Annotated in this window: 21 protein-coding genes and 1 pseudogene; 13 read left to right on the forward strand and 9 right to left on the reverse strand. The window is 71.9% G+C overall.

What is annotated here, in order from left to right:
* The first annotated feature begins 57 nt into the window (after positions 1 to 57).
* From ACGFZA_RS10635 to ACGFZA_RS10655, 5 genes are all read left to right on the forward strand, one after another.
* Positions 58 to 879: an ABC transporter permease gene (locus tag ACGFZA_RS10635; RefSeq protein WP_385278293.1), complete on the forward strand. Its 822-nt coding sequence runs from the start codon at positions 58 to 60 to the stop codon at positions 877 to 879.
* Positions 876 to 1973: an ABC transporter ATP-binding protein gene (locus ACGFZA_RS10640; protein ID WP_393678656.1), complete on the forward strand. Its 1098-nt coding sequence runs from the start codon at positions 876 to 878 to the stop codon at positions 1971 to 1973. The genes ACGFZA_RS10635 and ACGFZA_RS10640 overlap by 4 nt, the downstream gene beginning before the upstream one ends.
* A gap of 83 nt (positions 1974 to 2056) precedes the next feature.
* Positions 2057 to 3013: an ABC transporter ATP-binding protein gene (locus tag ACGFZA_RS10645; protein WP_385278291.1), complete on the forward strand. Its 957-nt coding sequence runs from the start codon at positions 2057 to 2059 to the stop codon at positions 3011 to 3013.
* A 94-nt stretch (positions 3014 to 3107) separates the two neighbouring features.
* Complete coding sequence (locus tag ACGFZA_RS10650; RefSeq protein ID WP_385278142.1) at positions 3108 to 4973, forward strand: gamma-glutamyltransferase family protein; 1866 nt, start codon at positions 3108 to 3110, stop codon at positions 4971 to 4973.
* Positions 4974 to 5048: 75 nt separating this feature from the next.
* Positions 5049 to 5876 (forward strand): inositol monophosphatase family protein, encoded by an 828-nt coding sequence (locus tag ACGFZA_RS10655; protein ID WP_385278140.1) that lies wholly within the window; start codon positions 5049 to 5051, stop codon positions 5874 to 5876.
* A 13-nt stretch (positions 5877 to 5889) separates the two neighbouring features.
* Here the strand turns inward: ACGFZA_RS10655 and ACGFZA_RS10660 are convergent, their stop codons facing one another.
* Positions 5890 to 6744 (reverse strand): SDR family NAD(P)-dependent oxidoreductase, encoded by an 855-nt coding sequence (locus tag ACGFZA_RS10660; RefSeq protein WP_393678657.1) that lies wholly within the window; start codon positions 6742 to 6744, stop codon positions 5890 to 5892.
* Positions 6745 to 6834: 90 nt separating this feature from the next.
* Between ACGFZA_RS10660 and ACGFZA_RS10665 the strand changes: the two genes are divergently transcribed.
* Positions 6835 to 7266: a MarR family winged helix-turn-helix transcriptional regulator gene (locus tag ACGFZA_RS10665; protein WP_385278136.1), complete on the forward strand. Its 432-nt coding sequence runs from the start codon at positions 6835 to 6837 to the stop codon at positions 7264 to 7266.
* 28 nt (positions 7267 to 7294) lie between these two features.
* Here ACGFZA_RS10665 and ACGFZA_RS10670 read toward each other — a convergent pair whose 3' ends face one another.
* Positions 7295 to 7690, reverse strand: a complete 396-nt coding sequence (locus ACGFZA_RS10670; RefSeq protein WP_385278134.1) for a VOC family protein — start codon at positions 7688 to 7690, stop codon at positions 7295 to 7297.
* Between the two features lie 35 nt (positions 7691 to 7725).
* Positions 7726 to 8505, reverse strand: coding sequence for a nucleotidyltransferase domain-containing protein (locus tag ACGFZA_RS10675; RefSeq protein ID WP_385278132.1), 780 nt, complete (start codon positions 8503 to 8505; stop codon positions 7726 to 7728).
* A 185-nt stretch (positions 8506 to 8690) separates the two neighbouring features.
* On the opposite strand from ACGFZA_RS10675, the gene ACGFZA_RS10680 reads away from it, so the two are divergent.
* Entirely contained in the window at positions 8691 to 10124 is a 1434-nt protein-coding gene (locus tag ACGFZA_RS10680) for a phytoene desaturase family protein (protein WP_385278130.1), read from the forward strand.
* Positions 10125 to 10208: 84 nt separating this feature from the next.
* Here the strand turns inward: ACGFZA_RS10680 and ACGFZA_RS10685 are convergent, their stop codons facing one another.
* From ACGFZA_RS10685 to ACGFZA_RS10695, 3 genes are read right to left on the reverse strand one after another with little or no spacing between them, the layout of a single operon-like run.
* Positions 10209 to 11546 carry an ABC transporter substrate-binding protein gene (locus ACGFZA_RS10685; RefSeq protein ID WP_393678658.1) on the reverse strand — a complete coding sequence of 446 codons (1338 nt, stop codon included), beginning with the start codon at positions 11544 to 11546 and terminating at the stop codon, positions 10209 to 10211.
* A 56-nt stretch (positions 11547 to 11602) separates the two neighbouring features.
* On the reverse strand, positions 11603 to 12574 hold the full coding sequence (locus tag ACGFZA_RS10690; protein WP_393678659.1) for a carbohydrate ABC transporter permease: 972 nt from the start codon (positions 12572 to 12574) through the stop codon (positions 11603 to 11605).
* A gap of 3 nt (positions 12575 to 12577) precedes the next feature.
* A complete protein-coding gene (locus ACGFZA_RS10695) occupies positions 12578 to 13504 on the reverse strand; it encodes a carbohydrate ABC transporter permease (protein ID WP_393678660.1) in 927 nt (308 codons plus the stop codon).
* Positions 13505 to 13773: 269 nt separating this feature from the next.
* Here ACGFZA_RS10695 and ACGFZA_RS10700 point away from each other — a divergent pair, with 269 nt between their 5' ends.
* Both ACGFZA_RS10700 and ACGFZA_RS10705 read left to right on the forward strand, forming a co-directional pair.
* Positions 13774 to 14763, forward strand: a complete 990-nt coding sequence (locus tag ACGFZA_RS10700) for a LacI family DNA-binding transcriptional regulator (RefSeq protein WP_393678895.1) — start codon at positions 13774 to 13776, stop codon at positions 14761 to 14763.
* A gap of 267 nt (positions 14764 to 15030) precedes the next feature.
* Entirely contained in the window at positions 15031 to 16482 is a 1452-nt protein-coding gene (locus ACGFZA_RS10705) for an RICIN domain-containing protein (protein WP_393678661.1), read from the forward strand.
* Positions 16483 to 16651: 169 nt separating this feature from the next.
* Here ACGFZA_RS10705 and ACGFZA_RS10710 read toward each other — a convergent pair whose 3' ends face one another.
* Positions 16652 to 18403, reverse strand: a complete 1752-nt coding sequence (locus tag ACGFZA_RS10710) for a beta-galactosidase family protein (RefSeq protein WP_393678662.1) — start codon at positions 18401 to 18403, stop codon at positions 16652 to 16654.
* A 220-nt stretch (positions 18404 to 18623) separates the two neighbouring features.
* Here ACGFZA_RS10710 and ACGFZA_RS10715 point away from each other — a divergent pair, with 220 nt between their 5' ends.
* From ACGFZA_RS10715 to ACGFZA_RS10730, 4 genes and pseudogenes are all read left to right on the forward strand, one after another.
* On the forward strand, positions 18624 to 19163 hold the full coding sequence (locus ACGFZA_RS10715) for an O-acetyl-ADP-ribose deacetylase (protein ID WP_393678663.1): 540 nt from the start codon (positions 18624 to 18626) through the stop codon (positions 19161 to 19163).
* Positions 19164 to 19410: 247 nt separating this feature from the next.
* Positions 19411 to 19881, forward strand: a complete 471-nt coding sequence (locus ACGFZA_RS10720) for a hypothetical protein (RefSeq protein WP_385278116.1) — start codon at positions 19411 to 19413, stop codon at positions 19879 to 19881.
* A 204-nt stretch (positions 19882 to 20085) separates the two neighbouring features.
* Positions 20086 to 21573, forward strand: coding sequence for an AlkA N-terminal domain-containing protein (locus ACGFZA_RS10725; protein ID WP_393678664.1), 1488 nt, complete (start codon positions 20086 to 20088; stop codon positions 21571 to 21573).
* 17 nt (positions 21574 to 21590) lie between these two features.
* A pseudogene (locus ACGFZA_RS10730) lies at positions 21591 to 22116 on the forward strand (methylated-DNA--[protein]-cysteine S-methyltransferase).
* Between the two features lie 65 nt (positions 22117 to 22181).
* On the opposite strand, the gene ACGFZA_RS10735 reads toward ACGFZA_RS10730, so the two are convergent.
* Together ACGFZA_RS10735 and ACGFZA_RS10740 are read right to left on the reverse strand one after the other, a co-directional pair.
* The gene (locus tag ACGFZA_RS10735; RefSeq protein WP_385278110.1) at positions 22182 to 22766 is read right to left on the reverse strand and encodes a TMEM165/GDT1 family protein; all 585 of its coding nucleotides are present in this window, start codon (positions 22764 to 22766) and stop codon (positions 22182 to 22184) included.
* A 258-nt stretch (positions 22767 to 23024) separates the two neighbouring features.
* Positions 23025 to 23936, reverse strand: a complete 912-nt coding sequence (locus ACGFZA_RS10740; RefSeq protein ID WP_385278108.1) for an alpha/beta fold hydrolase — start codon at positions 23934 to 23936, stop codon at positions 23025 to 23027.
* Positions 23937 to 23958 lie beyond the last annotated feature (22 nt).

Here is a 23958-nt window from a genome sequence, read left to right on the forward strand (position 1 = left end):
ACCCCAGCGCTCCCCACCGTCCCGCGGACCGCGAAGAAGCGGACCGGCAACGGACGGCTGCGCGCCCTGCGCAGGAACCGACTGGCCATGACCGGCGGCATCATCGCCGCCGTCTTCATCCTGGTCGCCCTCTTCGCCCCGCTGATCGCCCCGTACGACCCGTCCCAGCCGGACTTCGGGAACGTCCTCGCCGCACCCGGCGGGGCGCACTGGCTCGGCACCGACGACCTGGGACGCGACCAGCTGTCCCGCATCGTGTTCGGGGCCCGCGCCTCCATGCAGGTCGGCCTCGTCGCCGTCGTGCTGGCGTTCGTGATCGGCGTACCGCTCGGCCTGGTCGGCGGCTACTACGGGAAGTTCGCCGACGGTGCGATCTCCCGGCTCACCGACACCATGCTGGCGTTCCCCTTCCTGGTGCTCGCCGTCGGACTCGCCGCGATCCTCGGCCCCTCGCTGACCAACGCGACCATCGCCATCGGCATCTCGCAGATCCCCGCCGTCATCCGCATCACCCGGGCCGAGACCCTGCGGCTCAAGCACGTCGACTACGTCGGTGCGGCGATCGCCAACGGCGGCGGCGACGGGACCGTGCTCTTCCGGCACATCCTGCCCAACGCCACCTCCGCGCTGATCGTCCAGGCGACCGTCGGCATCCCCGCCGCCATCATCGGCGAGGCGCTGCTCAGCTTCCTCGGCCTCGGCGTCCAGCCGCCCGACCCGTCGCTCGGCGTGATGCTCTCCGGCGCCCAGTCCTTCCTGGCCCCCGCGCCCTGGCTCGCCGTCTTCCCCGGCCTGGCGATCGTCGCGGCGACCCTGGCCTTCAACCTGCTCGGCGACGGACTGCGGGACGTCCTCGACCCCCGTGGAGGGACCCGATGACCGAGACCGTTCTCGAATCCGTACGGGGACCGGTGCGCGAACCCGTCCTGAGCGTCCGCGACCTGTCGGTGTCCTTCCGCTCCGACACCCGGACCGTGCACGCCGTCGACGGCGTCTCCTACGATCTGCACCCCGGCGAGGTCCTCGCCGTCGTGGGGGAGTCGGGGTGCGGCAAGTCCGTCACCTCGATGGCCGTCATGGGGCTGCTCCCGCCCACGGCACGGATCGGCGGCTCCATCAGCCTCGGCGGCCGGGAACTGGTCGGCGCGCCCGAGAAGGAACTGCAGAAGATCCGCGGCAAGGACATCGCGATGATCTTCCAGGAGCCGATGACCTCGCTGAACCCGGTCCTCACCATCGGCCGGCAGATCGGCGAAGTGCTCCGCAGGCACCAGGGGCTGAACCGCAAGGAGGCCAGGGAACGGTCCGTGGACCTCCTCGACCTGGTCGGCATCCCCGCCCCGCGCAGCCGCATCGACGAGTACCCGCACCAGCTCTCCGGCGGCATGCGCCAGCGCGTCATGATCGCGATCGCCGTCGCCTGCGACCCCTCGGTCCTCATCGCCGACGAACCGACCACCGCACTCGACGTGACCGTGCAGGCGGGCATCCTGGAAGTCCTCCAGTCGCTGCGCGAACGGCTCGGCACCGCGATCGTCCTGGTCACCCACGACCTCGGCGTCGTCGCCGACGCGGCAGACCGGGTCCTGGTGATGTATGCCGGACGCTCCGTCGAACAGGCCCCCGTCCACGACCTGTTCGGCACCGCCCGGCACCCCTACACCCGGGGCCTGCTCGGCGCCGTCCTGCGGCCCGGCGGCGAGGGCAAGCGCCGGCTGCCCGAGATCCCCGGACTGGTGCCCAGCCTCGACAGCCAGCCCGACGCCTGCACCTTCGCCCCGCGGTGCAGCCGCGCCGACGACAGCTGCACGGGCAGGCGTCCTGGTTTCATGTCCGTCGACCCGCGTACGGGCACGGACGCCGTCCACCGGGCGGCGTGCTGGCACCCGTACGCCGCCGACGAGGCGTCCGACACCCTCACGGCCGCCCCCGCCACCGAGCCCGCGCGAACCGACCAGGAGGCCGGAAAGTGACCGCACCACAGACCGTCCCCGCCCCGCGCGAAAGCGCCGAGGGCGCCGCGGACCAGCCGTACCCCGTGCTCCGGATCGATGCTATGGAACGGCACTTCGCCGCCTCGGGCGGCGGCACCGTCCGTGCCGTCGACGGGGTCTCGATCACCGTCGGCCGGGGTGAGGTCGTCGGCCTGGTCGGGGAGTCCGGCAGCGGGAAGTCGACCGTCGGCCGTTGCGCCGTACGCCTCGACGAACCCACGGGCGGCACCGTCCGGATGAACGGCACCGACATCACCCACCTGTCCCGCCGCGCGGTGCGCCCGCTGCGCAAGGACTTCCACCTGGTCTTCCAGGACCCCTCGTCCTCGCTCGACCCGCGCATGACCATCGGTCAGATCATCGCCGAGCCGATCAAGCTGCACCGCCGGGCCCGCGGCGCCGCCGTCCGCGCGCGCGTCGAGGAACTGCTCGCCCAGGTCGGACTGCGCCCCGAACACGCCGACCGGCACCCGCACGAGCTCTCCGGCGGTCAGCGCCAGCGCATCTCCATCGCCCGCGCGCTCTCCTGCGACCCCGATCTCGTCGTCGCGGACGAACCGACCTCGGCGCTCGACGTCTCGGTGCAGGCGTCCGTCCTCAACCTGCTCGCCGACCTCCAGCGCGACCGCGGATTCGGCTGCCTGTTCATCACCCACGACCTGGCCGCCGTCGAGTTCCTCGCCGACCGGATCGCCGTGATGTACCTCGGCCAGATCGTCGAACAGGCCCCCACCGCCGAACTGTTCGCGGCCCCCAAGCACCCCTACACCCAGGCGCTGCTCTCGGCGGCGCCCGTGCCCGACCCGGAGCTCCAGCGCTCCCGCGAGCGCATCGTGCTCCACGGCGAGCTGCCCAGCCCCCTGGACCCGCCGCCCGGCTGCCGCTTCCACACCCGCTGCCCGCTCGCCACCGAACGGTGCCGCACCGAGGTCCCCGTCCTGCGCGAACTGCCCGGCGGCCATCAGGTCTCCTGCCACCTCGTCGACGACGACGGAACCGCCCCGGACGCGGCCGCCTGACCCGGTACGGGAGGCCGCCCCCGTTCCCGGGGCCGGCCTCCCGTACGTACGATCCGCAACGAACCACAGAACGTCGCAGCAAGGAGCCGCACCCGTGTTCACCACCCGGCCCACCCTCCAGGGCACCTTCGGCATGGTGTCGTCCACCCACTGGCTCGCCTCGCAGTCCGCGATGGCGGTCCTGGAGGACGGCGGCAACGCCTACGACGCCGCCGTCGCCGCCGGATTCGTCCTGCACGTCGTAGAACCGCACCTCAACGGCCCGGCCGGCGAGGTGCCGATGATCCTTGCTCCCCGGGACGGCGAGGTCCAGGTGCTGTGCGGCCAGGGCCCGGCCCCCGCCGGCGCGACGGTCGCCCACTACCGCGGGCTCGGTCTCGACCTGGTCCCCGGCACCGGACCGCTCGCCGCCGCCGTACCGGGCGCCTTCGACGCCTGGATGCTGCTGCTGCGCGACCACGGCACCATGACCGTCGCCCGGGTGCTGCGGTACGCCATCGGCTACGCCGAGGACGGCCACGCCCCCGTCGAGCGCGTCGGCCAGACCGTCGAGACCGTCCGCGAGCTCTTCGAGACCCACTGGCAGACCTCCGCCGACGTCTACCTGCCCGGCGGGAAGTCCCCGAAGCCGGGCGAGCTGTTCCGCAACCCCGCCCTCGCCGCGACCTGGCGCCGCCTGATCGCCGAGGCCGAGGAGACCGGAGGGGACGATCGCGTCGCGCAGATCGAAGCCGCCCGCGCGGTCTGGCGCGAGGGCTTCATCGCCGAGGCCCTGGTCCGCCAGGCAGCCGTCCCCACGATGGACACCAGCGGCACCCGTCACACCGGAACCCTCACCGCCGCCGACCTGGCCGGCTGGTCCGCGTCGTACGAGGCCCCCGCCACGTACGACTGGAACGGCTGGACGCTGGCCAAGGCCGGCGGCTGGAGCCAGGGCCCCGCCTTCCTCCAGCAGCTCGCCCTGCTCCCCGCCGAACTGCCGGCCTACGGCTCCGCCGACTACGTCCACCTGCTCATCGAGGGCTGCAAGCTCGCCATGGCGGACCGGGAGGCCTGGTACGGAGACGCCGCCGAGGTCCCGCTCGGCACCCTGCTCTCCGAGCCGTACAACGCCGCCCGCCGGGCGCTGGTCACCGACGAGGCCTCGCACGAGCTCCGTCCGGGCAGCCCCGACGGCCGCACCCCCGTCCTCAGCGAGCACGCACACGCCGTCGCCGCCGGTGAGTCCGGCTTCGACGCCATGGGCATACCGGCCGCCGGCGTCGGCGAGCCGACCGTCGCGAAGGAGGGCGCCGGCGAGCCGACCGTCACCGCGGACCGCGCCGGCGAGCCGGCCGTCGCCAAGGACGGGGCGACCCGCGGCGACACCTGCCACGTCGACGTCGTCGACCGCTGGGGCAACATGGTCTCCGCGACCCCCAGCGGCGGCTGGCTCCAGTCCAACCCCGTCGTGCCCGAGCTCGGCTTCCCGCTCGGTACGCGCCTCCAGATGGCCTGGCTGGACGAGGGCCTGCCGAACTCCCTCACCCCCGGCCGCCGCCCCCGCACCACCCTCACCCCGTCCCTCGCCCTGCGCGACGGCGTTCCGGTCATGGCGTTCGGGACGCCGGGCGGCGACCAGCAGGACCAGTGGCAGCTGCACTTCTTCCTCGCGGTCGCCCTGCGCGCCGAAGTGCGCGGCGGCCTCGACCTCCAGGGCGCCATCGACGCCCCTAACTGGCACAACGACAGCTTCCCCGGCTCCTTCTTCCCGCGCGGGATGCGCCCCGGCAGCGTCACCGTCGAGGAGGGTATGGACCCGGAGGTCGTCGCGGAACTGCGCCGGCGCGGTCACGACGTCACGGTCGGCGACCCCTGGTCCGAGGGGCGGATGTGCGCGGTGGCGCGTGATCCGGAGACCGGGGTGCTGTCCGCGGCGGCGAACCCGCGTGGCATGCAGGGGTACGCGGTCGGGCGCTGACCGGCCACCGGCCGGCCACGTCCCCGTCATGACCAGGTCGTCGGCGCCCGGACGGCGCGTGCTTAGCTGGGGGGCATGATCGATGACTTCCTTGCCGGGGACCTGACCGAGGTCGAGGCGGCGGTCCGCGCAGCGGCCGCCGCCGAGATCATGCCGCGCCACCGGCAGCTCGCCGCACACGAGATCGTCGAGAAGAACGGTCCGCACGACCTCGTGACCACCGCGGACCGGCTCGCCGAGGAACACCTCACGCGGTCCCTGAGCCGGCTCCTGCCCGGCTCCGTGGTCGTCGGCGAGGAGGCGGTCCACGCCGACCCGAAGGTGTACGAGGCGCTGGGCGGCGACGCCCCCGTATGGATCGTCGACCCCGTCGACGGCACCCGCCAGTTCGTCCGCGGCGAAACAGGGTTCTGCACCCTGGTCGCCCTGGCCCACCACGGCGAGCTGCTGGCCTCCTGGACGTACGCCGCCGCCCTGGACGAGATGGCCGTCGCCGTCCGCGGCCGCGGAGTCACGCTCAACGGCGCTCCGATACGCTCCGGCTCGCCCGCGCCCGGCGCCGTACTGCGGGTGGCCATGTCCCACCCCGACTACACCACCGACGCACAGAAGCAGGCCCTGCTCGGCCTGCGCACCGAAGGCATCGACGCCCGCCCCTGCGGTTCGGCCGGCCTCGAATACCTGGCCGTCGCCCGCGGTGACCTGGACGCCCTGGCCTTCAACTGGGAGTACGCCTGGGACCACGCGGCGGGGCTCCTCCTGGTCGCGGAGGCGGGCGGCGCCCAGGCCACGCTCTCCGGCGTGCCCTTCCGTATCACCGGCGGCAACGACCTGCCCTTCACGGCAGCCCGGGACCGCGAAACGGCCGAACGCATCCTGGCCGCACTGCGCGCCGGAGCCTGACGGGTTTGGCGCTTCAGGCCAGCAGGGCGCCGGTCAGCGCGGCGAGACGCTCGCGCGCCCGGGGGTCGTACGCCTGCTCATGGGCGGTCGTCTCCGTGAACCGGTCGAAGTAGCGCCCGCTGACCTCCGCCAGGGCGGGGTCGGTGATCAGCCGCACCGTCGGCCGGACGCCCTCCGATACGGGGACCGCCGGAGTCAGTCCGTACGCCCGTACCCCCTCGGTGTCCATCAGATGGGCCGGGTGCAGGGCGTTGAAGGTGACCCCGCTGCCGGGCGTCCGCGCGGCCGCCAGGTCGAACGTCGACATGATCAGCGCGAGCTTGCTCCGGCAGTAGGCCTCAAGGCCCTCGTAGCCGCGCTCCATCATGACGTCGTCGAAGTCGACGGGCGACTGTCCCACCGAGGCCACCTGGACCACGCGCGCCGGGGCCGACGCGGTCAGCAGCGGAAGCAGTTCCCGGATCAGCAGGCAGGGCGCCAGATAGTTGACGGCGAACCGGAGTTCATGGCCCTGCGCGCTCACATCGCGGCGCAGCGGCTCGGTGCCCCCGCCGGCCACCGCGTTGTTGACCAGCACGTCGAGCCGGGGTTCGGCCGCCCGGACGGCCGCGGCCAGGGAACGGACCTGGTCCAGGTCGGAGAGATCGGCGAGATAGGTGCGGACCTCCGCGCGGCCCGCCGAGACCGCACGGACCTCGGCGGCGGCCCGGTCCAGGCGTTCCCGGTTCCGGCCGTGCAGAAGCAGGGTCGCGCCGCGGCCGGCCAGGTCGCGGGCGAGGTGGAGGCCGAGTCCCTGGGTGGCGCCGGTGACGAGGACGGTCCGGTCGAAAGTGGCGGGCGCGGGGCTGTGCGTGTCCTGAGTATCCATGTGTTGAGTTATATCAAGACCTTGATTAAACTTCCACGCTTGCCATACGTTCGACTCCTGTCGTCTGCCCATGGCTGTACGCTCGCGAGCATGGGAATGACCGCCGGCGACCGCCTCGGCGCGGACATCAAGCGTGCAGAGCAAGCCCTCATGGCAGCCAAGAGCGCCGCGCTGAAGGGCGCCGACCTGACCGTCGCGCAGTACGCCGCGCTGTTCGCCCTCGCCGACAACCCCGGGATGTCCGGGGCAGCGCTGGCGAGGGCCTGCCTGGTGACACCGCAGGCGATGGCGGCGGTGCTCAAGCACCTGGAGGAACGCGGGCTGATCGTCAGGTCCGTGCACCCATGGCACCAGAAGATGCTGGAGACCCGGCTGACCGAGGCAGGGACCCAGGTGCTGGGGCAGGCCGACGAGCAGGCGGTACGGATCGAACGCCGGATCGCCGACGAGTTCACCCCGCAGGAGCGTGAGGCGCTGCGCGGTCTGCTCGCCCGCTGCGTGACGGCCATTCAGCGGGACTGAGGACGCGCGGCGGTGGGACCGGTCTCCTTCAGGAGGGGCCCGCGCCGTGCTTGACCAGGCAGAACGGATGTCCGGCCGGATCCGCGTAGACGCGCCACGGGCGGTCGGTCCCGGCCCCGTCGTCCAGCACGGTCGCACCGGCCGCCACCACCTCCGGCTCGGCGGCGGCCAGGTCGGGCACGCCGAAGTCCAGATGGAACTGCTGGGGGCGCTCCGGATCCGGCCACCGCGGCGGCCGGTGGTCCGCCACGCGCTGGAACGCGAGCACGCTCCCGGCCGCGGTGTGCAGGGTGGCCCAGTCGTCGTCGACCGCCCACCGGCGGTCCACCTGGTTCACGCGCCCGCCGAGCAGCGAGCGGTAGAACTCGGCGAGACGCAACGGATCGGGACAGTCGAGCACCACGCACTGCAGTTCGGCGATCATGGCGAGATTCTAAGGTTGCCGGTCCCGCGTCCGGATCAGACCGCGCACAGGACTTCGCGTACGTCCCGCACGACCCCCGCGGCCGTCTCCACCGCCGCGGCGTCGAGCCCCTGCAACGCCTCGCCCACCCGCTCCGCGAAGTCCCGGGGCGTGTCCGGCAGAGCCGCCGCGGCGGCCAGCGCGCCCTTCTCGTTGAGGCACCAGGTGCGGTGGTGGGCGTGCAGGGACTGGGCGAGGACGCCGAACGCCCGGGACAGGCAGAGCGAGACATGGAGCCGGTCACCGGACGGTGCCGACTTGCGGGCCGCCACGACCGAGAACTCCGCCTCCCAGGCCGCGGCGGCAAGCGCCGCGCGCAACGGCTCCGGATAGCCGGACGTCTCCTGCCGAAGTGCCGTCAGTTCTCCGTGCGGATCGGCGAGTACGCGCCCGAGGGCGACCTCGCCCGGATACGCGGGCGACCAGAAGCCGAGCGGATGGCCCGGCTGCACCCCCACCTCGTAGCGGCCCTGCCGGCAGTCGGACCAGACGGCCTCGACCCGGTCCAGATCGCGCAGGATCCAGTCGACCGGCGCGCCGTCCACCCGCAGCCAGGCCCCGCCGTTCACCCACGGCCCCCAGCCGCCCGGCCCGGCGACCTCCACCGGGGACCCCTGGAAGGCGGACGCCAGCGCGGTGAGCGCCGCCAGGTCCGGTGCGCCCCGGTAGTAGAGCCCCAGGTCCCAGTCGGAGTCCGGCCTGTGGGTGCCCCGGGCCCGGCTCCCGCCGAGGACGACGGCGCGGACTCCGGGCACCGCGGTCAGCCGCTCCGCCATCGCGCCGATCCTCCGGCGAAGCGCTGGCTCCGCCGCTTCGGGGGCGGTGGGAGGGAGCGGTTCCGGGTGCGGTGGTCGCGTGTGGTCCGGGGTATTCACGGATGGGCACCCTACCCGCGCCCGGACTGTCGGTGCCTGCGAATATCCTGGGTGTTCAGACCGTCGGCTGACAAAGGAGTCCGAAGGTGCCGTCGATGCTCGATGCCGTCGTCGTGGGGGCGGGGCCCAACGGACTGACCGCCGCGGCCGAACTGGCCCGCCGTGGCTTCGCCGTGGAGGTCTTCGAGGCCGGACCGGCCGTCGGCGGCGGGGCCCGCACCGAAGAGCTCACGCTGCCGGGCTTCCGGCACGATCCCTGCTCGGCGGTCCACCCGCTGGGCATCGGCTCGCCCGCTTTCGACGGGATGCCGCTCGCCCGGCACGGCCTGGAGTGGCTGCAGCCGTCGCTCGCCCTGGCCCACCCCTTCCCCGACGGCACCGCCGCCGTGCTGGCCGCGTCGGTGGGGGAGACGGCCATGGCGCTCGGGCCCCAGGACGCGGGGGCGTACCGAAGACTCGTCGCACCGTTCCTCGGCCACTGGGACACCCTCGCCCAGGACTTTCTGCGTACACCGTGGGACGGACTGCCTCATGATCCGTACCGCTGGGTGCGGTTCGGGCTCGACGCGATCCAGCCCGCCACGCTCCTGTCCCGCCGCTTCCGGAGCGAGAAGGCCCGCGGCCTCTTCGCCGGGCTGGCCGCTCACGCCATAGCTCCGACCAACGGCCTCGCCACCGGCGGCATCGCCCTGCTCTTCGCGCTCGCCGCACACGAGAAGGGCTGGCCGGTGCCGCGCGGCGGCTCGCAGGCCATCTCCGACGCCCTTGCCTCGTTTCTGCGGGAACAGGGCGGTGTCATCCGTACCGGTACGGAGGTCAAGCGCCTGGACGAGCTGCCGCCCGCCCGCGCCTACGTCTTCGACACCTCGCCGACCGCGCTGGCCCGGATCGCGGGACTGGGCAACGCCTACCGGGGCTACCGCTACGGCGCGTCCTGCTTCAAGATCGACTACGCCCTGTCGGGGCCCGTCCCGTGGACCGCGCAGGAGGCCCGCCGGGCCGGCACGGTCCACATCGGCCCCACGGCCGGCGAGATCGACTCCGCCCTGCGCGCCGCGGTGACCGGACGCGACCCGAGCGTGCCCTTCCTGATCACCGCCCAGCCCAGCCTCACCGACCCGTCCCGCGCCCCCGAGGGCAAGCAGGTCTTCTGGGTGTACGGACACGTCCCGGCGGGCTGGGAGGGTGACGCCACCGACGTCATCGAACGCCAACTGGAGCGCTTCGCCCCCGGTTTCCGAGACCTCGTGCTCGCCCGCGCGGTGACGGGCCCGCCCGGGCTCGCCGTGCGCAACGCGAACTACGTCGACGGCGACATCGCCTGCGGTGCCTTCTCCGGGCTCCAGACCGTGATCCGCCCCCGGCTCGCCCGGGTGCCGTACGCGACCGCGCACCCGTCGGTCTACATCTGCTCGTCGGCGACCCCGCCCGGGCCCGGGGTGCACGGCATGTCCGGACACCACGCGGCGAAGGCGGTGTGGCGACGGCTGCGGGCGTCGGGACCCACCGGCGGGCGGTGACGACCCGGTGCGCCCCCACGGGCGGACGGCGGGCGGCGGCCGTGCGGGGGAAAGCCCCGCACAGCCGTCACCACCGTGTGCGGACTACTTGTTGACCGTGAAGCCCTGATCGGTGCCGTACTTGATGCTGGACTGCTGCCAGTCGTCCAGGCTCTGCGACAGGGGCTTCGAGGAGACGTACGACTTGCCCACGGTGTCGTTGAACACGGAGTTCGCGTACACCTGGTACGGCAGGTACGACCAGCCGGTCCCCACGTTGCGGGCCGAGTCGGCGAATATCTTGTTGGCCTGCTGGCCGCCGAAGTAGGGGAACGCGGTCTCCCGGAACGCCTTCGAATCGAGGTCCGCCCGGGTGGCGGGGAACGCGCCTTCGGCGACGCGGGCCGAGGCGCCGGCGCCCGTGGTGGCGTACTCGGTGAAGGCGTAGGCCAGCTCCTTGTTCTTGGCGGCCTTCGGTACGGCGAGGGAGCTGCCGCCGTTCTCGGCGCTCACCGTCTCGCCCTTGGTCCACTGCGGGAGTGGGGCCACCCGCCAGTCACCGGAGGCGGAGGCGACGCCCGAGGTGAAGTTGGCGGGCATCCAGGCGCCGATGGACAGCGTGGCGATGCTCCCGTCGGCCAGCCCCTTGTACCACTCGTCGCTCCAGGAGGTGATGGGCGCGACCAGGTGCTCGTCCAGCAGCTTCTGCCAGGTCCTGGTGTACGTCGTGGTCCCGGCGTCCTTGAAGTCGATGGTGACGTCGGTGCCCTCGGCCTTGTACGGACGGCCCCCCGCCTGCCAGATGAGGCTGGTGGTGGCGCCCGCGTCACCGGTGTCGTTGGTGATGAAGATCTTGGGGTCGGCCTTGTGCAGGGTGCGTGCGGCCTCGACGTACTCGTCCCAGGTGGTGGGGACCTCGATGTGGTGCTTGTCGAAGACCTTCTTGTTGTAGAACAGCGCCATCGGGCCGGAGTCCATGGGCAGCGCGTAGACGGCCTTGTCGTACTTCACCGCGTTCCACGGGCCGGTGGTGAAGGTCTTGTCCTGTCCGGCCGCACCGTAACCGGCCAGGTCCTCCACGGACTTGGCGATCGCGAACTGGCCGAGGGCGTAGTACTCGATCTGCGCCACGTCCGGGGCGCCCGAGCCGGCGGCGATGGCGTTCTGCAGAGCGGTGTACTGCTTGTCCCCGGTGCCCGCGTTGACGAGTTCGACGTCGACCTTGGGATACTTCTTCTCGAAGTCGGCGGCCACCTTCTTGAGCGTGGGCTCCCAGGCCCACACCGTGATCTTGCCGCCCTTCGCCAGCGCGGACTCGACGTCCTTCGCGCTGCCGCCGCTGTCGTCCGCCGGGTCGGAGGAGCCGCACGCGGTCGCGGCCAGGGTGATGGCGCAGACCGCGGTGACGGCGGCGAGCAGCCGACGAGTGGTGTGTGTCCTCATGCGTGGAACTCCTGGTTCGGTCTTCGGGGAAGGGGAGGGCGCGAGTGGGGGCGGAGTCACTCCTTGACGCTGCCCGCGGCCAGGCCGGACTGCCAGTACCGCTGGAGCAGGAGGAAGATCACGACGATCGGCACGATCGTGAGCAGGGAGCCGGTGATGATGAGGTCGAAGACGGCCTCGCCGCCTGCCGTCTGGGCCTGGGCGTTCCAGGCGTTGAGGCCGAGGGTGAGCGGGTACCAGTCCGGGTCCTTGATCATGATCAGCGGCAGGAAGTAGTTGTTCCAGGTCGCGACCATGGAGAAGAGCAGCACGGTGACCGTGCCCGGCATCAGCAGCGGCAGCGCGATGCGGAAGAAGGTGCGCAGTTCGCCGGAGCCGTCGACACGGGCCGCTTCGAGGAGTTCGGCGGGCACCGCCTCGGTGGCGAACACCCACATCAGGTAGAGCCCGAACGGGGAGATGAGCGAGGGGATGATGACGGCCCACGGGGTGTTCGTCAGCCCCATGTTGCTGAACATCAGGAACGTCGGCACCGCGAGGGCCGTGCCCGGCACGGCCACGGCTCCGATGACGACCGCGAACACGGCCCGGCGACCCGGGAAGTGGTACTTGGCCAGTGCGTAACCGCCCAGCACCGCGAGTACGGTGGCGCCGCCCGCTCCCACGGCGACGTACAGCAGGGTGTTCAGCAGCCAGCGGACGAAGACGCCGTCGTCGTAGGTCAGCGTGCGGGTGATGTTGTCCCAGAGGCTGAAGTCGTCGCCGAACCACAGGCCGGCGGAGTTGAGCAGACCCTTCTGGTCCTTGGTCGAGTTGATGACCAGCCAGGCGAGCGGCAGCAGCGTGTATACGAGGACCAGTCCGGTCAGCAGGGTGAGCGGGATGCTGCGGCGGGGGTTGAGCGGGGTGTGGGGGCGGCGGCGGAGCCGGGGGACCGGCCGGCCGGTGCCGCCGGAGGTGCCCGCGGGCCGGGCCGGACCGGTGGGCTCCGCGTCGCTGGAGGTGACGCCGGCGAGGTTCGTGGTCATGGCTCAGGCCTTCCGCATTCCGCGCAGCTGGACGGTGTAGGCGATGATCGCGGTGATGACGCCCATCACGATCGCCACCGTGGCCGCGTAGTTGTGCTGCTGGCCGGAGAAGGACAGCGAGTAGGTGTAGAGGTTGGGGGTGAAGTCGCTCGTGATCGCGTTCGGCGCGAGCTTCTGCAGGATGCTCGGCTCGTTGAAGAGCTGGAAGCTGCCGATGACCGAGAAGATCGTCGCGATGACCAGGGCGCTGCGGATGGCCGGAAGTTTGATCGCGGTCACCACCCGCCACTCCCCGGCGCCGTCGATCGCGGCGGCTTCGTAGAGCGAGCGCGGTACGACCTTCAGCGCGGAGTAGAAGATCAGCATGTTGTACCCGACGAATTCCCAGGTCACGATGTTGCCGATGGAGGCGAGCACCAGCGAGGGGGACAGCGGGTCGGGAAGGGTGACGCCGAAGGCGTCGTTGACGTTGCCGACCAGGCCGAACCGGGTGCCGTAGATGAAGCCCCACATGAGGCTGGCGACGACGGCGGGGACGGCGTAGGGCAGGAAGATCGAGATGCGGAAGAAGGACGTGCCGTACAGGCGCCCGCTGTCGATGGCCAGCGCGACCAGCAGCGCGATGCCCAGCATGATCGGCACCTGCACGGCCAGGAACAGCCCGACCCTGGCCAGTCCCTCCCAGAACTGCGGATCGGCCAGCGCCTGGCGGTAGTTGTCCGTGCCGACGAAGGAGTTCCCGCCGACGAGCCGGTCGCGGAAGAGGCTGAGGTAGAGCGCGTAGCCGATCGGAGCCAGGAAGACGAGGCCGAAGACCGCGACGAACGGCCCGGCGAATCCCCACCCGACGAGGGCCTGCTTGCGGAGGCGCGAGCGCGCTCGCAGACGGGGTGGGGGTGGTGCCTTCGCCGAAGTCGGCAGGAGCGTCATGGCTGGTTCCTTGTGTCGGTGACCGACCGGTCCGTGCGGGGGATACGAGGGCCTTCGGGCCGGAAGCGGCCGGATCAGGCGGTGTCCGATGGGAAATGTTTACGTAATCATCGGTAGCGTGATGGTGACACTCCCGGTGGGGGTCGTCAAGCATGGAGCGAGAGTCGATGGAAGGAAGAACGGTGACGGAGAAGGATGCGGCCGCACGCGCGAAGACGGCTGACGGCGCGGGCCGGCGTGCGGTGAGAGGCAGGCAGCCCCGTGTGTCGATGGCCGACGTCGCCCGGGTCGCGGGGGTCTCGTCGCAGACGGTCTCCCGGGTCTCCAACGGGGACCCGGCCGTCATCGAGCGGACCCGGCAGAAGGTGCGGGACGCCATGAAGGAGCTCGGCTACCGGCCCAACAGTGCCGCCCGCGCGCTCAAGCGCGGCGAGTTCCGGACCATCGGCGTCATCACCATGAGCCTCTCCACCACGGGCAACGTGCGGACGCTCGAGGCCATCGCCAAGTTCGCCTCGCGGGCGGGGTACGCGGTCACGCTGATCCCCATCGACGCTCCGACGCAGGACAACGTCAGAGGTGCGTTCACGCGGCTCGACGAGCTGGCCGTCGACGCGGTGGTGCTGATCATGGAAGTGCACCTGCTCGACACGGCGTTGCTGACTCTGCCGCCGCATGTGACGGTCGTCGTCGTGGACTCCGACGCCGGTGACCGGTTCCATGTGGTGGACACCGACCAGCATCAGGGGGCCCGTACGGCGGTGCGCCACCTGCTCGGGCTCGGGCATCGCACGGTCTGGCACCTGGCCGGTCCGAAGGAGTCGTTCGCGGCGGGCCGCCGGGCGGCCGCCTGGGAGGCGGAGCTGCGCGAGGAGGGGCGGGAGGTGCCCCCTCTGCTGCGGGGCGACTGGGCTCCGGAGTCCGGCTACGAGGCGGGCCTCCGGCTGGCGGACGAGCCCGGGTGCACGGCGGTGTTCGTGGCGAACGACCAGATGGCACTGGGTGTACTCAGGGCGTTCCATGAGCGCGGACGGCGCGTGCCCGAGGACGTCAGCGTCGTGGGCTTCGACGACATCGCCGAGAGCGCCTCCTTCATTCCGCCGCTGACCACGGTCCACCAGGACTTCGCCCGGGTGGGGGAGCTGTGTGTCGACGCCATCCTGAGAGAGCTGGGCGGCGAGGCCGTCGAGGGCGGCACGACGCTCGTGCCGACCCGCCTCGTCGAGCGGGCGAGCACAGCGCCGCGTCGCGATGCCTGAGCGCCTCCTCGCCGAGGAGGCCGTGCCGACGGGCGGTCCGGGTGCCCGGTGCGCGTGCCCGGTTGGCGGCCGCTCGGGAGGCGGCCCGAGGGGGCGGACCGGCCGAGGCTGCTGACGGCCGGACCGTCAGGAGTTCGTGCCGGAAGCCTTGACAGTCGCGGGGGGTGCTCCCACACTCTCTCCACAGCACACATGTTTACGCAAACATGTGTGAGTGATGCGGCAGCTCGACGCCGTCCCCACCCGGCCGACAGTAAGAGGTACGTGATGACGCGACACAGGAACCCCGGCACGGCCAAGGTCTTAGCGGCCGTCCTGTCCGCCCTCCTCCTGACACTCCTCGGAGGCGTCGGCACCGCCCGGGCCGCCCCGGTCACCGTGGCCAACGCGACGCAGTTCGCCGACCCGGACGGCAACCCCGTGCACGCGCACGGCGGCGGGGTCGTCAAGGTGGGCCAGTACTACTACTGGTTCGGTGAGGACCGGAACGCCGACAACAGCTTCCGGTACGTCTCCGTCTACCGCTCCACCGACCTGAAGACGTGGGAGTTCCGCAACCACGTCCTGACCCAGGCCGCCGATCCGGAGCTCCGGTCGGCCAACATCGAGCGGCCCAAGGTCATGTTCAACAGCGCCACCGGCCAGTTCGTGATGTGGATGCACAAGGAGGGCGCCACCGACTACGGCGAGGCCAGGGCCGCGGTCGCGGTCTCCTCCACCGTCGACGGCGACTACAGCTGGCGCGGCAGCTTCCGCCCGCTCGGGGAGATGTCGCGCGACATCACCACCTTCGTCGACACCGACGGAACCGGCTACATGATCTCGGCCGCCAACGAGAACGCCGACCTGCACGTGTACCGACTGACAGCGGACTACACCGCGGTGGAGTCCCAGGTGCAGAACCTCTGGGCGGGCCGGTCGCGGGAGGCGCCGGCCATGTTCAAGCGGGACGGCGTCTACTTCCTGCTGACCTCCGCCGCCACCGGATGGTCCCCGAACCAGCAGAAGTACGGGACGGCCACCAGCATCACGGGCAGCTGGAGCGGCCTGACGAACGTGGGGGACTCGACCGCCTACCGCAGTCAGACCGCCTATGTGCTGCCGGTCCAGGGCACCGAGGGCACGAGCTACCTCTACCTGGGCGACCGCTGGGGCAACTCCATGGGCGGTGCGGTCAACGACTCCCTGTACGTCTGGCTGCCGCTGAAGTTCCCCTCCCGTACGACCATGACGATGGACTACTCCCCGGACATCACCGTGGACACCGTCGCCGGGACCGTCGACGGCATGAACGTGACCTGGGAGACGCTCACGGCCCGCAACAGCGGCAAGTGCGCCGATGTGGCCGACTTCCGCATGGGCGATGCCGCGCAGGTGATCCAGTGGGGCTGCGGAGGCGGCGTCAACCAGCACTTCTGGATCGAGGATCTCGGCACGGGATATGTGCGGATCATGGCCAGGCACAGTGGCAAGTGCCTGGAGGTGAGCGGTGCTTCGATTCAGGACGGGGCGCTCGTCGTGCAGAACTCCTGTAACGGCCAGGCATCCCAGCAGTGGAGAGTCCAGGCGACGGACATCTCCGGCCAGGTGCGGATCGTCGCCCGCCACAGCGGCAAGTGCCTCGACGTCATGAACCAGTCGACCGCCGACGGCACCGCCCTGGGGCAGTGGACCTGCAACTCCGGTGACAACCAGAAGTGGCACCGCGCGGCGGCCTGACCGGCACGGGGTCCACCGTCTGACCGGTGCAGCGCCCTGCCTCCCCCCGCGCCCGATGCCGTCGCGGGCCCCGTGACCTGCGGCGGACGACACCGGGCGGCGGTCGGCGACCCTGAGGTCGGCGCCCGCCGCCCGGCGTGGGTGCGTGCCCCGCCGCCGGCCCGGATGCCTACTCCTCCGTGGGGCCGAGGTCGTGGGTGTCCCGGAAATCGACGGTTCGGGCGCGGTGGGACGCGTGCAGTTCGAGCACCACGATCTCGTTGCTGCCCTGACGGAGGACCGGCGCGGGTACGTACAAGGACCGCTGGGGTCCGCGGGACCAGTAGCGGCCCAGCGCGAAGCCGTTGATCCACGCGTTGCCCTTGGTCCAGCCGTCGAGATGGAGGAAGGTGTCCGCCGTCCCGGTGAGTTCGAACGTGCCCCGGTGGAAGGCCGGGCCGGTCGGAACGGACGTGGTGGTGGCGAAGTCCAGCCCGTCGAGGGATTCCAGCGGCAGTGGCCGGCTGGTCCAGCCGACGAGGTCCGTGCTGTTGAGCGTGACCTCGCCGAGAAGCCCCTTGCGGTCGTGGATGCCGGGCCCGTAGTTGACCCGCCCCTGGTTCTCGACGAGCAGACTGAGGACGCAGTCCGCGCGGGGCACGGTGAAGGCGAGTGCGTGCTCGTGGTTCTCCCGCTCCAGGACCCCGACGGGCTGGCCGTCGAGGAAGACCTGGGCACGGTCGCGGACCTGCTCCAGTTCGAGCAGAGCGGGACCGGCGGCCGGCAGGACCGTCTCGTAGAGGACGAACCCGAAGTCCTGGCGCAGCTGTTCCATCGTCAGCGGGTGCGGGGAGCCGGTGGCGTCGCCGAGCAGCGGAGCGCTCGTCAGCAGGCCGGCGCTCTCGGGCAGCGTGACTGCGGCCAACGAGAGTTTGCCGGTGCGCGGAGGGACGGGCTCGGCGGGAACCTCCGCGTACTTGGCGATGACGTCGCGGAAGGCGGTGAACTTCTCGGTGGGGTCCCCGGCTTCGTCGAGGGGTGCGTCGTAGTCGTAGGAGGTGACGGTCGGCCGGTAGGTGTGCTTGTCGTTCGCGCCGTTGGTGAAGCCGAAGTTCGTCCCGCCATGGAACATGTAGAGGTTGACCGAGGCCCCCGCCGCCAGTGCGTCGTCCAGTTCCTGCGCCGCCCGGTCCGGCTCGCGGACCACGTGGTGGCCGCCCCAGCGGTCGAACCAGCCGATCCAGAACTCCGTGGACAGCAGCGGGCCGGTCGGCCGGTGTGTGCGCAGGGCCGCGAGGTTCTGCGTGGAGCGGCTGCCGAAGTTGGCCGTTGCGAGGACCCCGGGCAGCCCGCCGCGCTCCAGATCGGCGGGCTGGTCGCAGGTGAACAGCGGTACGTCGACCCCGCACCGGCGGAGCGAGCCGGCGAGGTGCTCCAGGTACGCGGCATCGTCGCCGTACGCCCCGTACTCGTTCTCCACCTGCACGGCGAGGACCGGCCCGCCGCGCGTGGAGAGGTAGGGCAGGAGCGGGGTGAGGAGCCGGGTGAAGTAGTCGTCGACCGCCGAGAGATAGCGGGGGTCGCGGGTGCGCAGCCGGATGCCGGGCTCGGCCAGGAGCCAGGACGGCAGCCCCCCGCCCTCCCATTCGGCACAGATGTAGGGCCCGGGACGCAGCAGGACGTGGAGGCCCTCGGCGGCGGCGAGGTCGAGGAAGGCGGGCAGGTCGAGTCCTCCGTCCATGCGGAACCGGTCCGGCCGCGGCTGATGGAGGTTCCACGGGACGTAGGTCTCGACGGTGTTGAGCCCCATGAGGCGCGCCTTGTGGAGTCGGTCGGCCCACTGCGCGGGATGGACCCGGAAGTAGTGCAGCCCGCCGGACAGGAGCCGGAAGGGTTCGCCGTCGAGTCGGAATCCGTCGTCGTCGATCTGAAGAACGGACATGTGCGGTGGCTCCTGTGCTCAGGGGGTGCGCGGGTGGCCCGGCGCGCGTGGGCGCGAATGCCTGTCTGTATGTTTGCGTAAACATGAGAGGGATGGCAAGCCCTCCTCGGCAGCGATGGGGCGAAGGCGGCCGGCCGGGGTTCCGCCACGGCCCGGCCACCGGCCCGGCCCATGCGCGGTGAACTGCACGCGCATGGGCCGGTACCGGCATGATGTCCGCATGCGCACACCTTCCGCCGTCAGCGTCACCCTCGTCCGGGGCGACATCACCCGGCAGTCCGTCGACGTCATCGTCAACGCCGCGAACTCCTCGCTGCTCGGCGGCGGCGGGGTCGACGGCGCGATCCACCGGCGCGGCGGCCCCGAAATCCTGGCCGCCTGCAGGGAGTTGCGTGCCTCGAAGTACGGCAAGGGACTGCGCACCGGGCAGGCCGTCGCCACCACCGCCGGGAAGCTGGACGCCCGCTGGGTCGTGCACACGGTCGGCCCGGTCTGGAGCAGCGCCGAGGACCGCTCGGGACTTCTGGAGTCCTGCTACCGCGAAGCCCTGCGCGTCGCAGCGGAGTTGGGGGCGCGGACCGTCGCGTTCCCGGCGATCTCCACCGGCATCTACGGCTGGCCGATGGACGACGGCGCCCGCATCGCCGTCCGCACCGTGCTGGCTGAGGCCGGCGCACCCGTCGAGGACGTGCGGTTCGTGCTCTTCGACGCCCACGCGTACGTGGAGTTCGAGGAGGCGCTGGCGGCGGCGCAGGACTGAGGGCGGGGCCGTGCGGCCCCGGCCGGGCGGGGCGCTCCCGCACGGCCAAGTAGGCTTGGCGCAACGGGCGTTCCCGCTCGGGGGCGGGTTCGCGGACACCTCGAACGACTCCCGCCGCCGGGCGGGTTCTATGCTGTGGCCGGTCCACGGCCGACGTCCCGGTCGGCGCGACTCCCGGCGATCGACGGGGGCCGCACCCGTCTTCGTACCGGTCCAGGATCCTGCGACCGGCCGGGGGGAGCAGATCATGATCGCTACCGTCCTCGCCGTCACCGGGACGCTCCTCGGGGCGATCGTCACCGGTACGTTCCAGCACCTGGCGGCCGGCCGTGCCGAGCGCGCGGCTGCTGCCGCGCAGCTTCGCCGCGACCGGCTCGACGCGGTGACGACCCTCGCCTCGGCGGGCTCCGACCACCGACGGGCCCTGTGGATGCGCGGGGAGGCCGTCCTGCGCGGCGCCGATGAGGCCGAACGGGAGGAACTGCGGGCCCGGTCCCACGTCACCAGATCCGCCATCACCCGTCCCCTGGTCGCCCTCCGCCTCCTCGTCCCCGCCCCGGCCGTCCACACCGCCGCACAGGCCATGGTCGTCGCCACCTACGACATGGTCGATGCCGCCACGAGCAGGGAGGAGCTTGCCGCGGCACAGGACACCGCGCGCGCCGCACACGACCGCTTCGTCGACGCCGCCGCCGCGTACTTCGCCGCCACCACGTGACGCTCCCTGCTCGGGTGCGGGTGCGGGTGTGGGGCCGGGTCCGGGAGCCGGCCACCGCGGCCCACGGTGCCGGTGCGGGTCGGGGCCACCGAAACCCACGGCGCGGCGGGTGTCCTGCGCGGGGCACGGGCCCGCACCGGTGGTGCGAGGCTGATGTCGGATTCTCGCCAGCCGCAAGCCCGGACCGTGCCCCATGCTTGAACCATGCACACCGACACCGATCGCTGCGTGCGGGCCGTCCAGTCCAAGGACTCCCGGTTCGACGGCTGGTTCTTCACAGCGGTCCTGACCACCCGGATCTACTGCCGTCCGAGCTGCCCCGTCGTGCCCCCCAAGGTCGAGAACATGACGTTCTACCCGAGCGCCGCCGCCTGCCAGCAGGCCGGGTTCCGTGCCTGCAAGCGGTGCCGGCCCGACACGAGCCCCGGCTCGCCCGAGTGGAACGCGCGCGCCGACTCCGTGGCCCGCGCGATGCGGCTCATCCGGGACGGGGTCGTCGACCGGGAGGGTGTGCCGGGACTGGCCACCCGGCTCGGGTACTCGGCCCGCCAGATCGAACGGCAGCTGCTCGCCGAGCTGGGCGCCGGGCCCCTGGCGCTGGCCCGGGCGCAGCGGGCGCAGACCGCACGGGTGCTCATCGAGACGACCGGGCTGCCCATGGCCGAGGTCGCCTTCGCGGCCGGGTTCGCCTCGGTCCGCACCTTCAACGACACCGTCCGTGAGGTCTTCGCCCTCGCGCCGGGGGAGCTGCGCAGCCGCGCCGCCCGGTCGGCGCGGCCGCCGGCCACGCCCGGGGTGATAGCGCTACGGCTTCCGTACCGCGCCCCGCTCAACCCCAGCAACCTCTTCGGGCACCTCGCCGCGACCGCCGTCCCGGGCGTCGAGGAATGGCGCGACGGGGCCTACCGCCGCACGCTCGACCTGCCCCACGGGCACGGCATCGTCGCCCTCACCCCGCACCCCGATCACATCGCCTGCCGGCTCTCGCTCACCGACCCGCGCGATCTCACCCTGGCCATCAGCCGGTGCCGCTGGCTGCTGGACCTGGATGCCGACCCGGTCGCCGTCGACGAGCAACTGCGCTCCGATCCCCTGCTGGCCCCCCTCGTGGACGAGGCGCCGGGCCGACGGGTGCCGAGGACCGTCGACGGTCCGGAGTTCGCGGTCCGGGCCGTGCTCGGCCAGCAGGTGTCGACCGCCGCCGCCCGGACCCACGCGGCCCGGCTGGTCACCGCCCACGGCACCCCCGTCGAGGACGCCGAGGGAGGCCTCACCCATCTCTTCCCGGCGCCGGAGGCGCTGGCCGGACTCGATCCCGAGCAGCTCGCGCTGCCCCGCAGCCGCCGCCGCACCCTCACCACGCTGGTCGGTGCGCTGGCGGACGGCTCGCTGCGTCTGGGCACCGACACCGACTGGGAGAAGGCGCGGGCCGAGCTGGACGCGCTGCCCGGATTCGGCCCCTGGACCGTCGAGGTCATCGCCATGCGGGCGCTCGGCGACCCGGACGCCTTCCTGCCGACGGACCTCGGTATCCGGCGGTCCGCCCAGCAGCTCGGCCTGCCCTCGACACCGGCCGCGCTCACCGCACGCGCGGCGGGCTGGCGGCCCTGGCGGGCCTACGCCGTCCAGTACCTGTGGACCGTCGACGACCACCCCATCAACCACCTTCCCGCGCAAGGAAGTTCCTCGTGACCACGACAGGCAGGGCCATGGCCGCCCGCGGGGCCGCCGCGCCCCGGCAGCACACAGTGATCGACAGTCCCTACGGCCCGCTGACCCTCGTCGCCACGGACCGGGTCCTCGCCGGTCTCTACATGACCGGTCAGCGCCACCGGCCGCCCGAGGAGACCTTCGGCGAGGCCGACCCCGGTCGCTTCGACGAGGCCGTCGAGCAGCTGGACGCCTACTTCGCCGGTGAGCTGAGGGAGTTCGACCTTCCGCTGCACCTCGCCGGTACCCCGTTCCAGCGCTCCGTCTGGGCCGAGCTCCAGCGGATTCCGTACGTACGGCGAGACCCGTACGTACGGAGAACTGGCGGAGAACCTCGGCAAGCCCGGCGCGTCCCGCGCCGTGGGGCTGGCCAACGGGAAGAACCCGGTCGGCATCATCGTGCCCTGCCACCGGGTGATCGGAGCCTCGGGGAGTCTCACCGGATACGGCGGCGGTCTCGACCGCAAGCAGCGCCTGCTGGCCTTCGAGAACGGGACGCAGGACAGCGCTCCGGCGCTCTTCTAGGCGGGCGAAGAGGAAGGGCTCCGCACATGTGTGCGGAGCCCTTCCTCGTACCTGCGGCGGGCGGGTCAGCCGGTGAAGATCTCGATGACCGTCCAGATCGCCAGCCCCAGCATGCACACCCCGCCGATGCGCTGCACGGTCTTCAGGGGTACGCGCTTGGCGATGAACCGGCCCGCGAGCAGCGCCAGCGCCGATACGGACATCAGGGCCGCGGCGGATCCGATCGCGGTGGACCAGGCGCCGTTGCTCGCGGCCAGGTTGGCCGTCGTGATCTGGGTGAGGTCGCCCCATTCGCTGATGAACACCGCCATGAAGGCGGTGGAGTACACGGGCCAGAACCCGGTCACCGTCTTCGGGCCGCCCTCCTCGTCGTCCTCGCCCGCGTCGGCCCGGAGCAGCATGAACGCGCCGAAGGCGAAGAGGGCGGCGGAGACGAGCTTGACGATCCAGTCGGGCAGCAGGCCGAGCAGGCCACCCGCTCCGACCGCGATGGCGACATGGACGATGAACGCGGACGACGTGCCGAACCAGACGTAGAGCGGGCGCATGCGCGTGCCCATGGCCAGCGACGCGAACATCGTCTTGTCGGGGAGTTCCGCAAGGAAGATCAGCCCGAAAGCGGTGATGATCGCCAGGGGGTCGAGATGCATTCCGGGTGGCTTTCTGTAGGAGCCGGGCCCCGGATCTCCGCGAAGTGCCGCTCGGGCTTTTCGGAGGACCACTCGGCCCGGCATGACGGCGCCGCCCACAGGGCGTGGGCGTGTCATACCTGACCGAAGGTCTCGCCCGCCCGCAATGATCCACGAGCCCGGCCACCGGGAACCCGGAGGTTCCAGTGTGTCGACGACCGGTTTGCAGGGCTACTCCCCTTCGCAGCCGTCAACGTTACCGCATGTGGCCGGGCGAGGTCACGGCCGGCCGGCTGCCCAGGTGCGGTCCAGGAAGCCGGCGATCAGGGGCGCGATCTGCGGGAGGTGGTCCTCCAGGGCGAAGTGCCCGGTGTCGAAGAGGTGCAGTCCGGCGTCCGGGAGATCGCGCAGATAGGCGCGGGCGCCGGGCTCGGGGAAGAACATGTCCCTGCTGCCCCAGACGACGAGCGCCGGCGGGGTGTGCGTGCGCAGCCAGTCCTGCCACTGCGGGTAGAGCGCCACATTGGAGTGGTAGTCGAAGGCCAGGTCCAGCTGCGGCCGGGTGCGGCCCGGCAGGTCGAGGAAGTGCTGGTCCAGCGTCCAGCCGTCGGGGGCCACCAGTTCCGGGTCGGCGGTGCCGCCCTCGTACTGGCCGCGGGTCGCGGGCAGGGTCAGCAGTGACCGCACGGTGTCGGCGGCTCCGGGGGCCTCCGGGCGGAGGGCGATGAAGTCGCGGGCCTGCTGCGACAGCCCCTCCTCGTACGCGTTGCCGTTCTGGATCACCAGCCCGGCGATCCACTCCGGGTGGCGGGCGGCGAGCCGGAAGCCGACGGGAGCACCGAAGTCGAACACGTACATCACGAAGCGTGACAGTCCGAGCTGCTGCACGAAGCCTTCGGTGATGTCGGCGAGCCGGTCGAAGGTGTACGTGAACGGGCCGCCCTCGGTCGAGGAAGCCGGGGCGTCGCTGTGGCCGAAGCCCGGGTAGTCCGGAGCGATGAGGCGGTAGTGGGCGCCGAGCGCGTCCATCAGCCGGCGGAACTGGTGCGAGGCCGACGGGAAACCGTGCAGCAGCAACATGACCGGGGCGTCGTCCGGTGCGCCGGCGGGGAGCGACTCGCGGTAGAAGACACGGACGCCGTCGACCTCGATGTGCCGGTGACGGATGTGCGGAACAGCCTGAATCGCCATGTTCACATGCCTCCTTGGTGGC

The organism is Streptomyces sp. NPDC048211 (assembly GCF_043202315.1).
Lineage (GTDB): Bacteria > Actinomycetota > Actinomycetes > Streptomycetales > Streptomycetaceae > Streptomyces.

What these genes read in the sequence shown, in the direction of transcription:
- ACGFZA_RS10640 (WP_393678656.1), top strand. Translation starts at nt 876, where the DNA reads ATGACCGAGACCGTTCTCGAATCCGTACGGGGACCGGTGCGCGAACCC.
- ACGFZA_RS10645 (WP_385278291.1), top strand. Translation starts at nt 2,057, where the DNA reads ATGGAACGGCACTTCGCCGCCTCGGGCGGCGGCACCGTCCGTGCCGTC.
- ACGFZA_RS10655 (WP_385278140.1), top strand. Translation starts at nt 5,049, where the DNA reads ATGATCGATGACTTCCTTGCCGGGGACCTGACCGAGGTCGAGGCGGCG.
- ACGFZA_RS10660 (WP_393678657.1), bottom strand. Translation starts at nt 6,744, where the DNA reads ATGGATACTCAGGACACGCACAGCCCCGCGCCCGCCACTTTCGACCGG.
- ACGFZA_RS10665 (WP_385278136.1), top strand. Translation starts at nt 6,835, where the DNA reads ATGGGAATGACCGCCGGCGACCGCCTCGGCGCGGACATCAAGCGTGCA.
- ACGFZA_RS10670 (WP_385278134.1), bottom strand. Translation starts at nt 7,690, where the DNA reads ATGATCGCCGAACTGCAGTGCGTGGTGCTCGACTGTCCCGATCCGTTG.
- ACGFZA_RS10675 (WP_385278132.1), bottom strand. Translation starts at nt 8,505, where the DNA reads ATGGCGGAGCGGCTGACCGCGGTGCCCGGAGTCCGCGCCGTCGTCCTC.
- ACGFZA_RS10685 (WP_393678658.1), bottom strand. Translation starts at nt 11,546, where the DNA reads ATGAGGACACACACCACTCGTCGGCTGCTCGCCGCCGTCACCGCGGTC.
- ACGFZA_RS10690 (WP_393678659.1), bottom strand. Translation starts at nt 12,574, where the DNA reads ATGACCACGAACCTCGCCGGCGTCACCTCCAGCGACGCGGAGCCCACC.
- ACGFZA_RS10695 (WP_393678660.1), bottom strand. Translation starts at nt 13,504, where the DNA reads ATGACGCTCCTGCCGACTTCGGCGAAGGCACCACCCCCACCCCGTCTG.
- ACGFZA_RS10700 (WP_393678895.1), top strand. Translation starts at nt 13,774, where the DNA reads ATGGCCGACGTCGCCCGGGTCGCGGGGGTCTCGTCGCAGACGGTCTCC.
- ACGFZA_RS10705 (WP_393678661.1), top strand. Translation starts at nt 15,031, where the DNA reads ATGACGCGACACAGGAACCCCGGCACGGCCAAGGTCTTAGCGGCCGTC.
- ACGFZA_RS10710 (WP_393678662.1), bottom strand. Translation starts at nt 18,403, where the DNA reads ATGTCCGTTCTTCAGATCGACGACGACGGATTCCGACTCGACGGCGAA.
- ACGFZA_RS10715 (WP_393678663.1), top strand. Translation starts at nt 18,624, where the DNA reads ATGCGCACACCTTCCGCCGTCAGCGTCACCCTCGTCCGGGGCGACATC.
- ACGFZA_RS10720 (WP_385278116.1), top strand. Translation starts at nt 19,411, where the DNA reads ATGATCGCTACCGTCCTCGCCGTCACCGGGACGCTCCTCGGGGCGATC.
- ACGFZA_RS10725 (WP_393678664.1), top strand. Translation starts at nt 20,086, where the DNA reads ATGCACACCGACACCGATCGCTGCGTGCGGGCCGTCCAGTCCAAGGAC.
- ACGFZA_RS10735 (WP_385278110.1), bottom strand. Translation starts at nt 22,766, where the DNA reads ATGCATCTCGACCCCCTGGCGATCATCACCGCTTTCGGGCTGATCTTC.
- ACGFZA_RS10740 (WP_385278108.1), bottom strand. Translation starts at nt 23,936, where the DNA reads ATGGCGATTCAGGCTGTTCCGCACATCCGTCACCGGCACATCGAGGTC.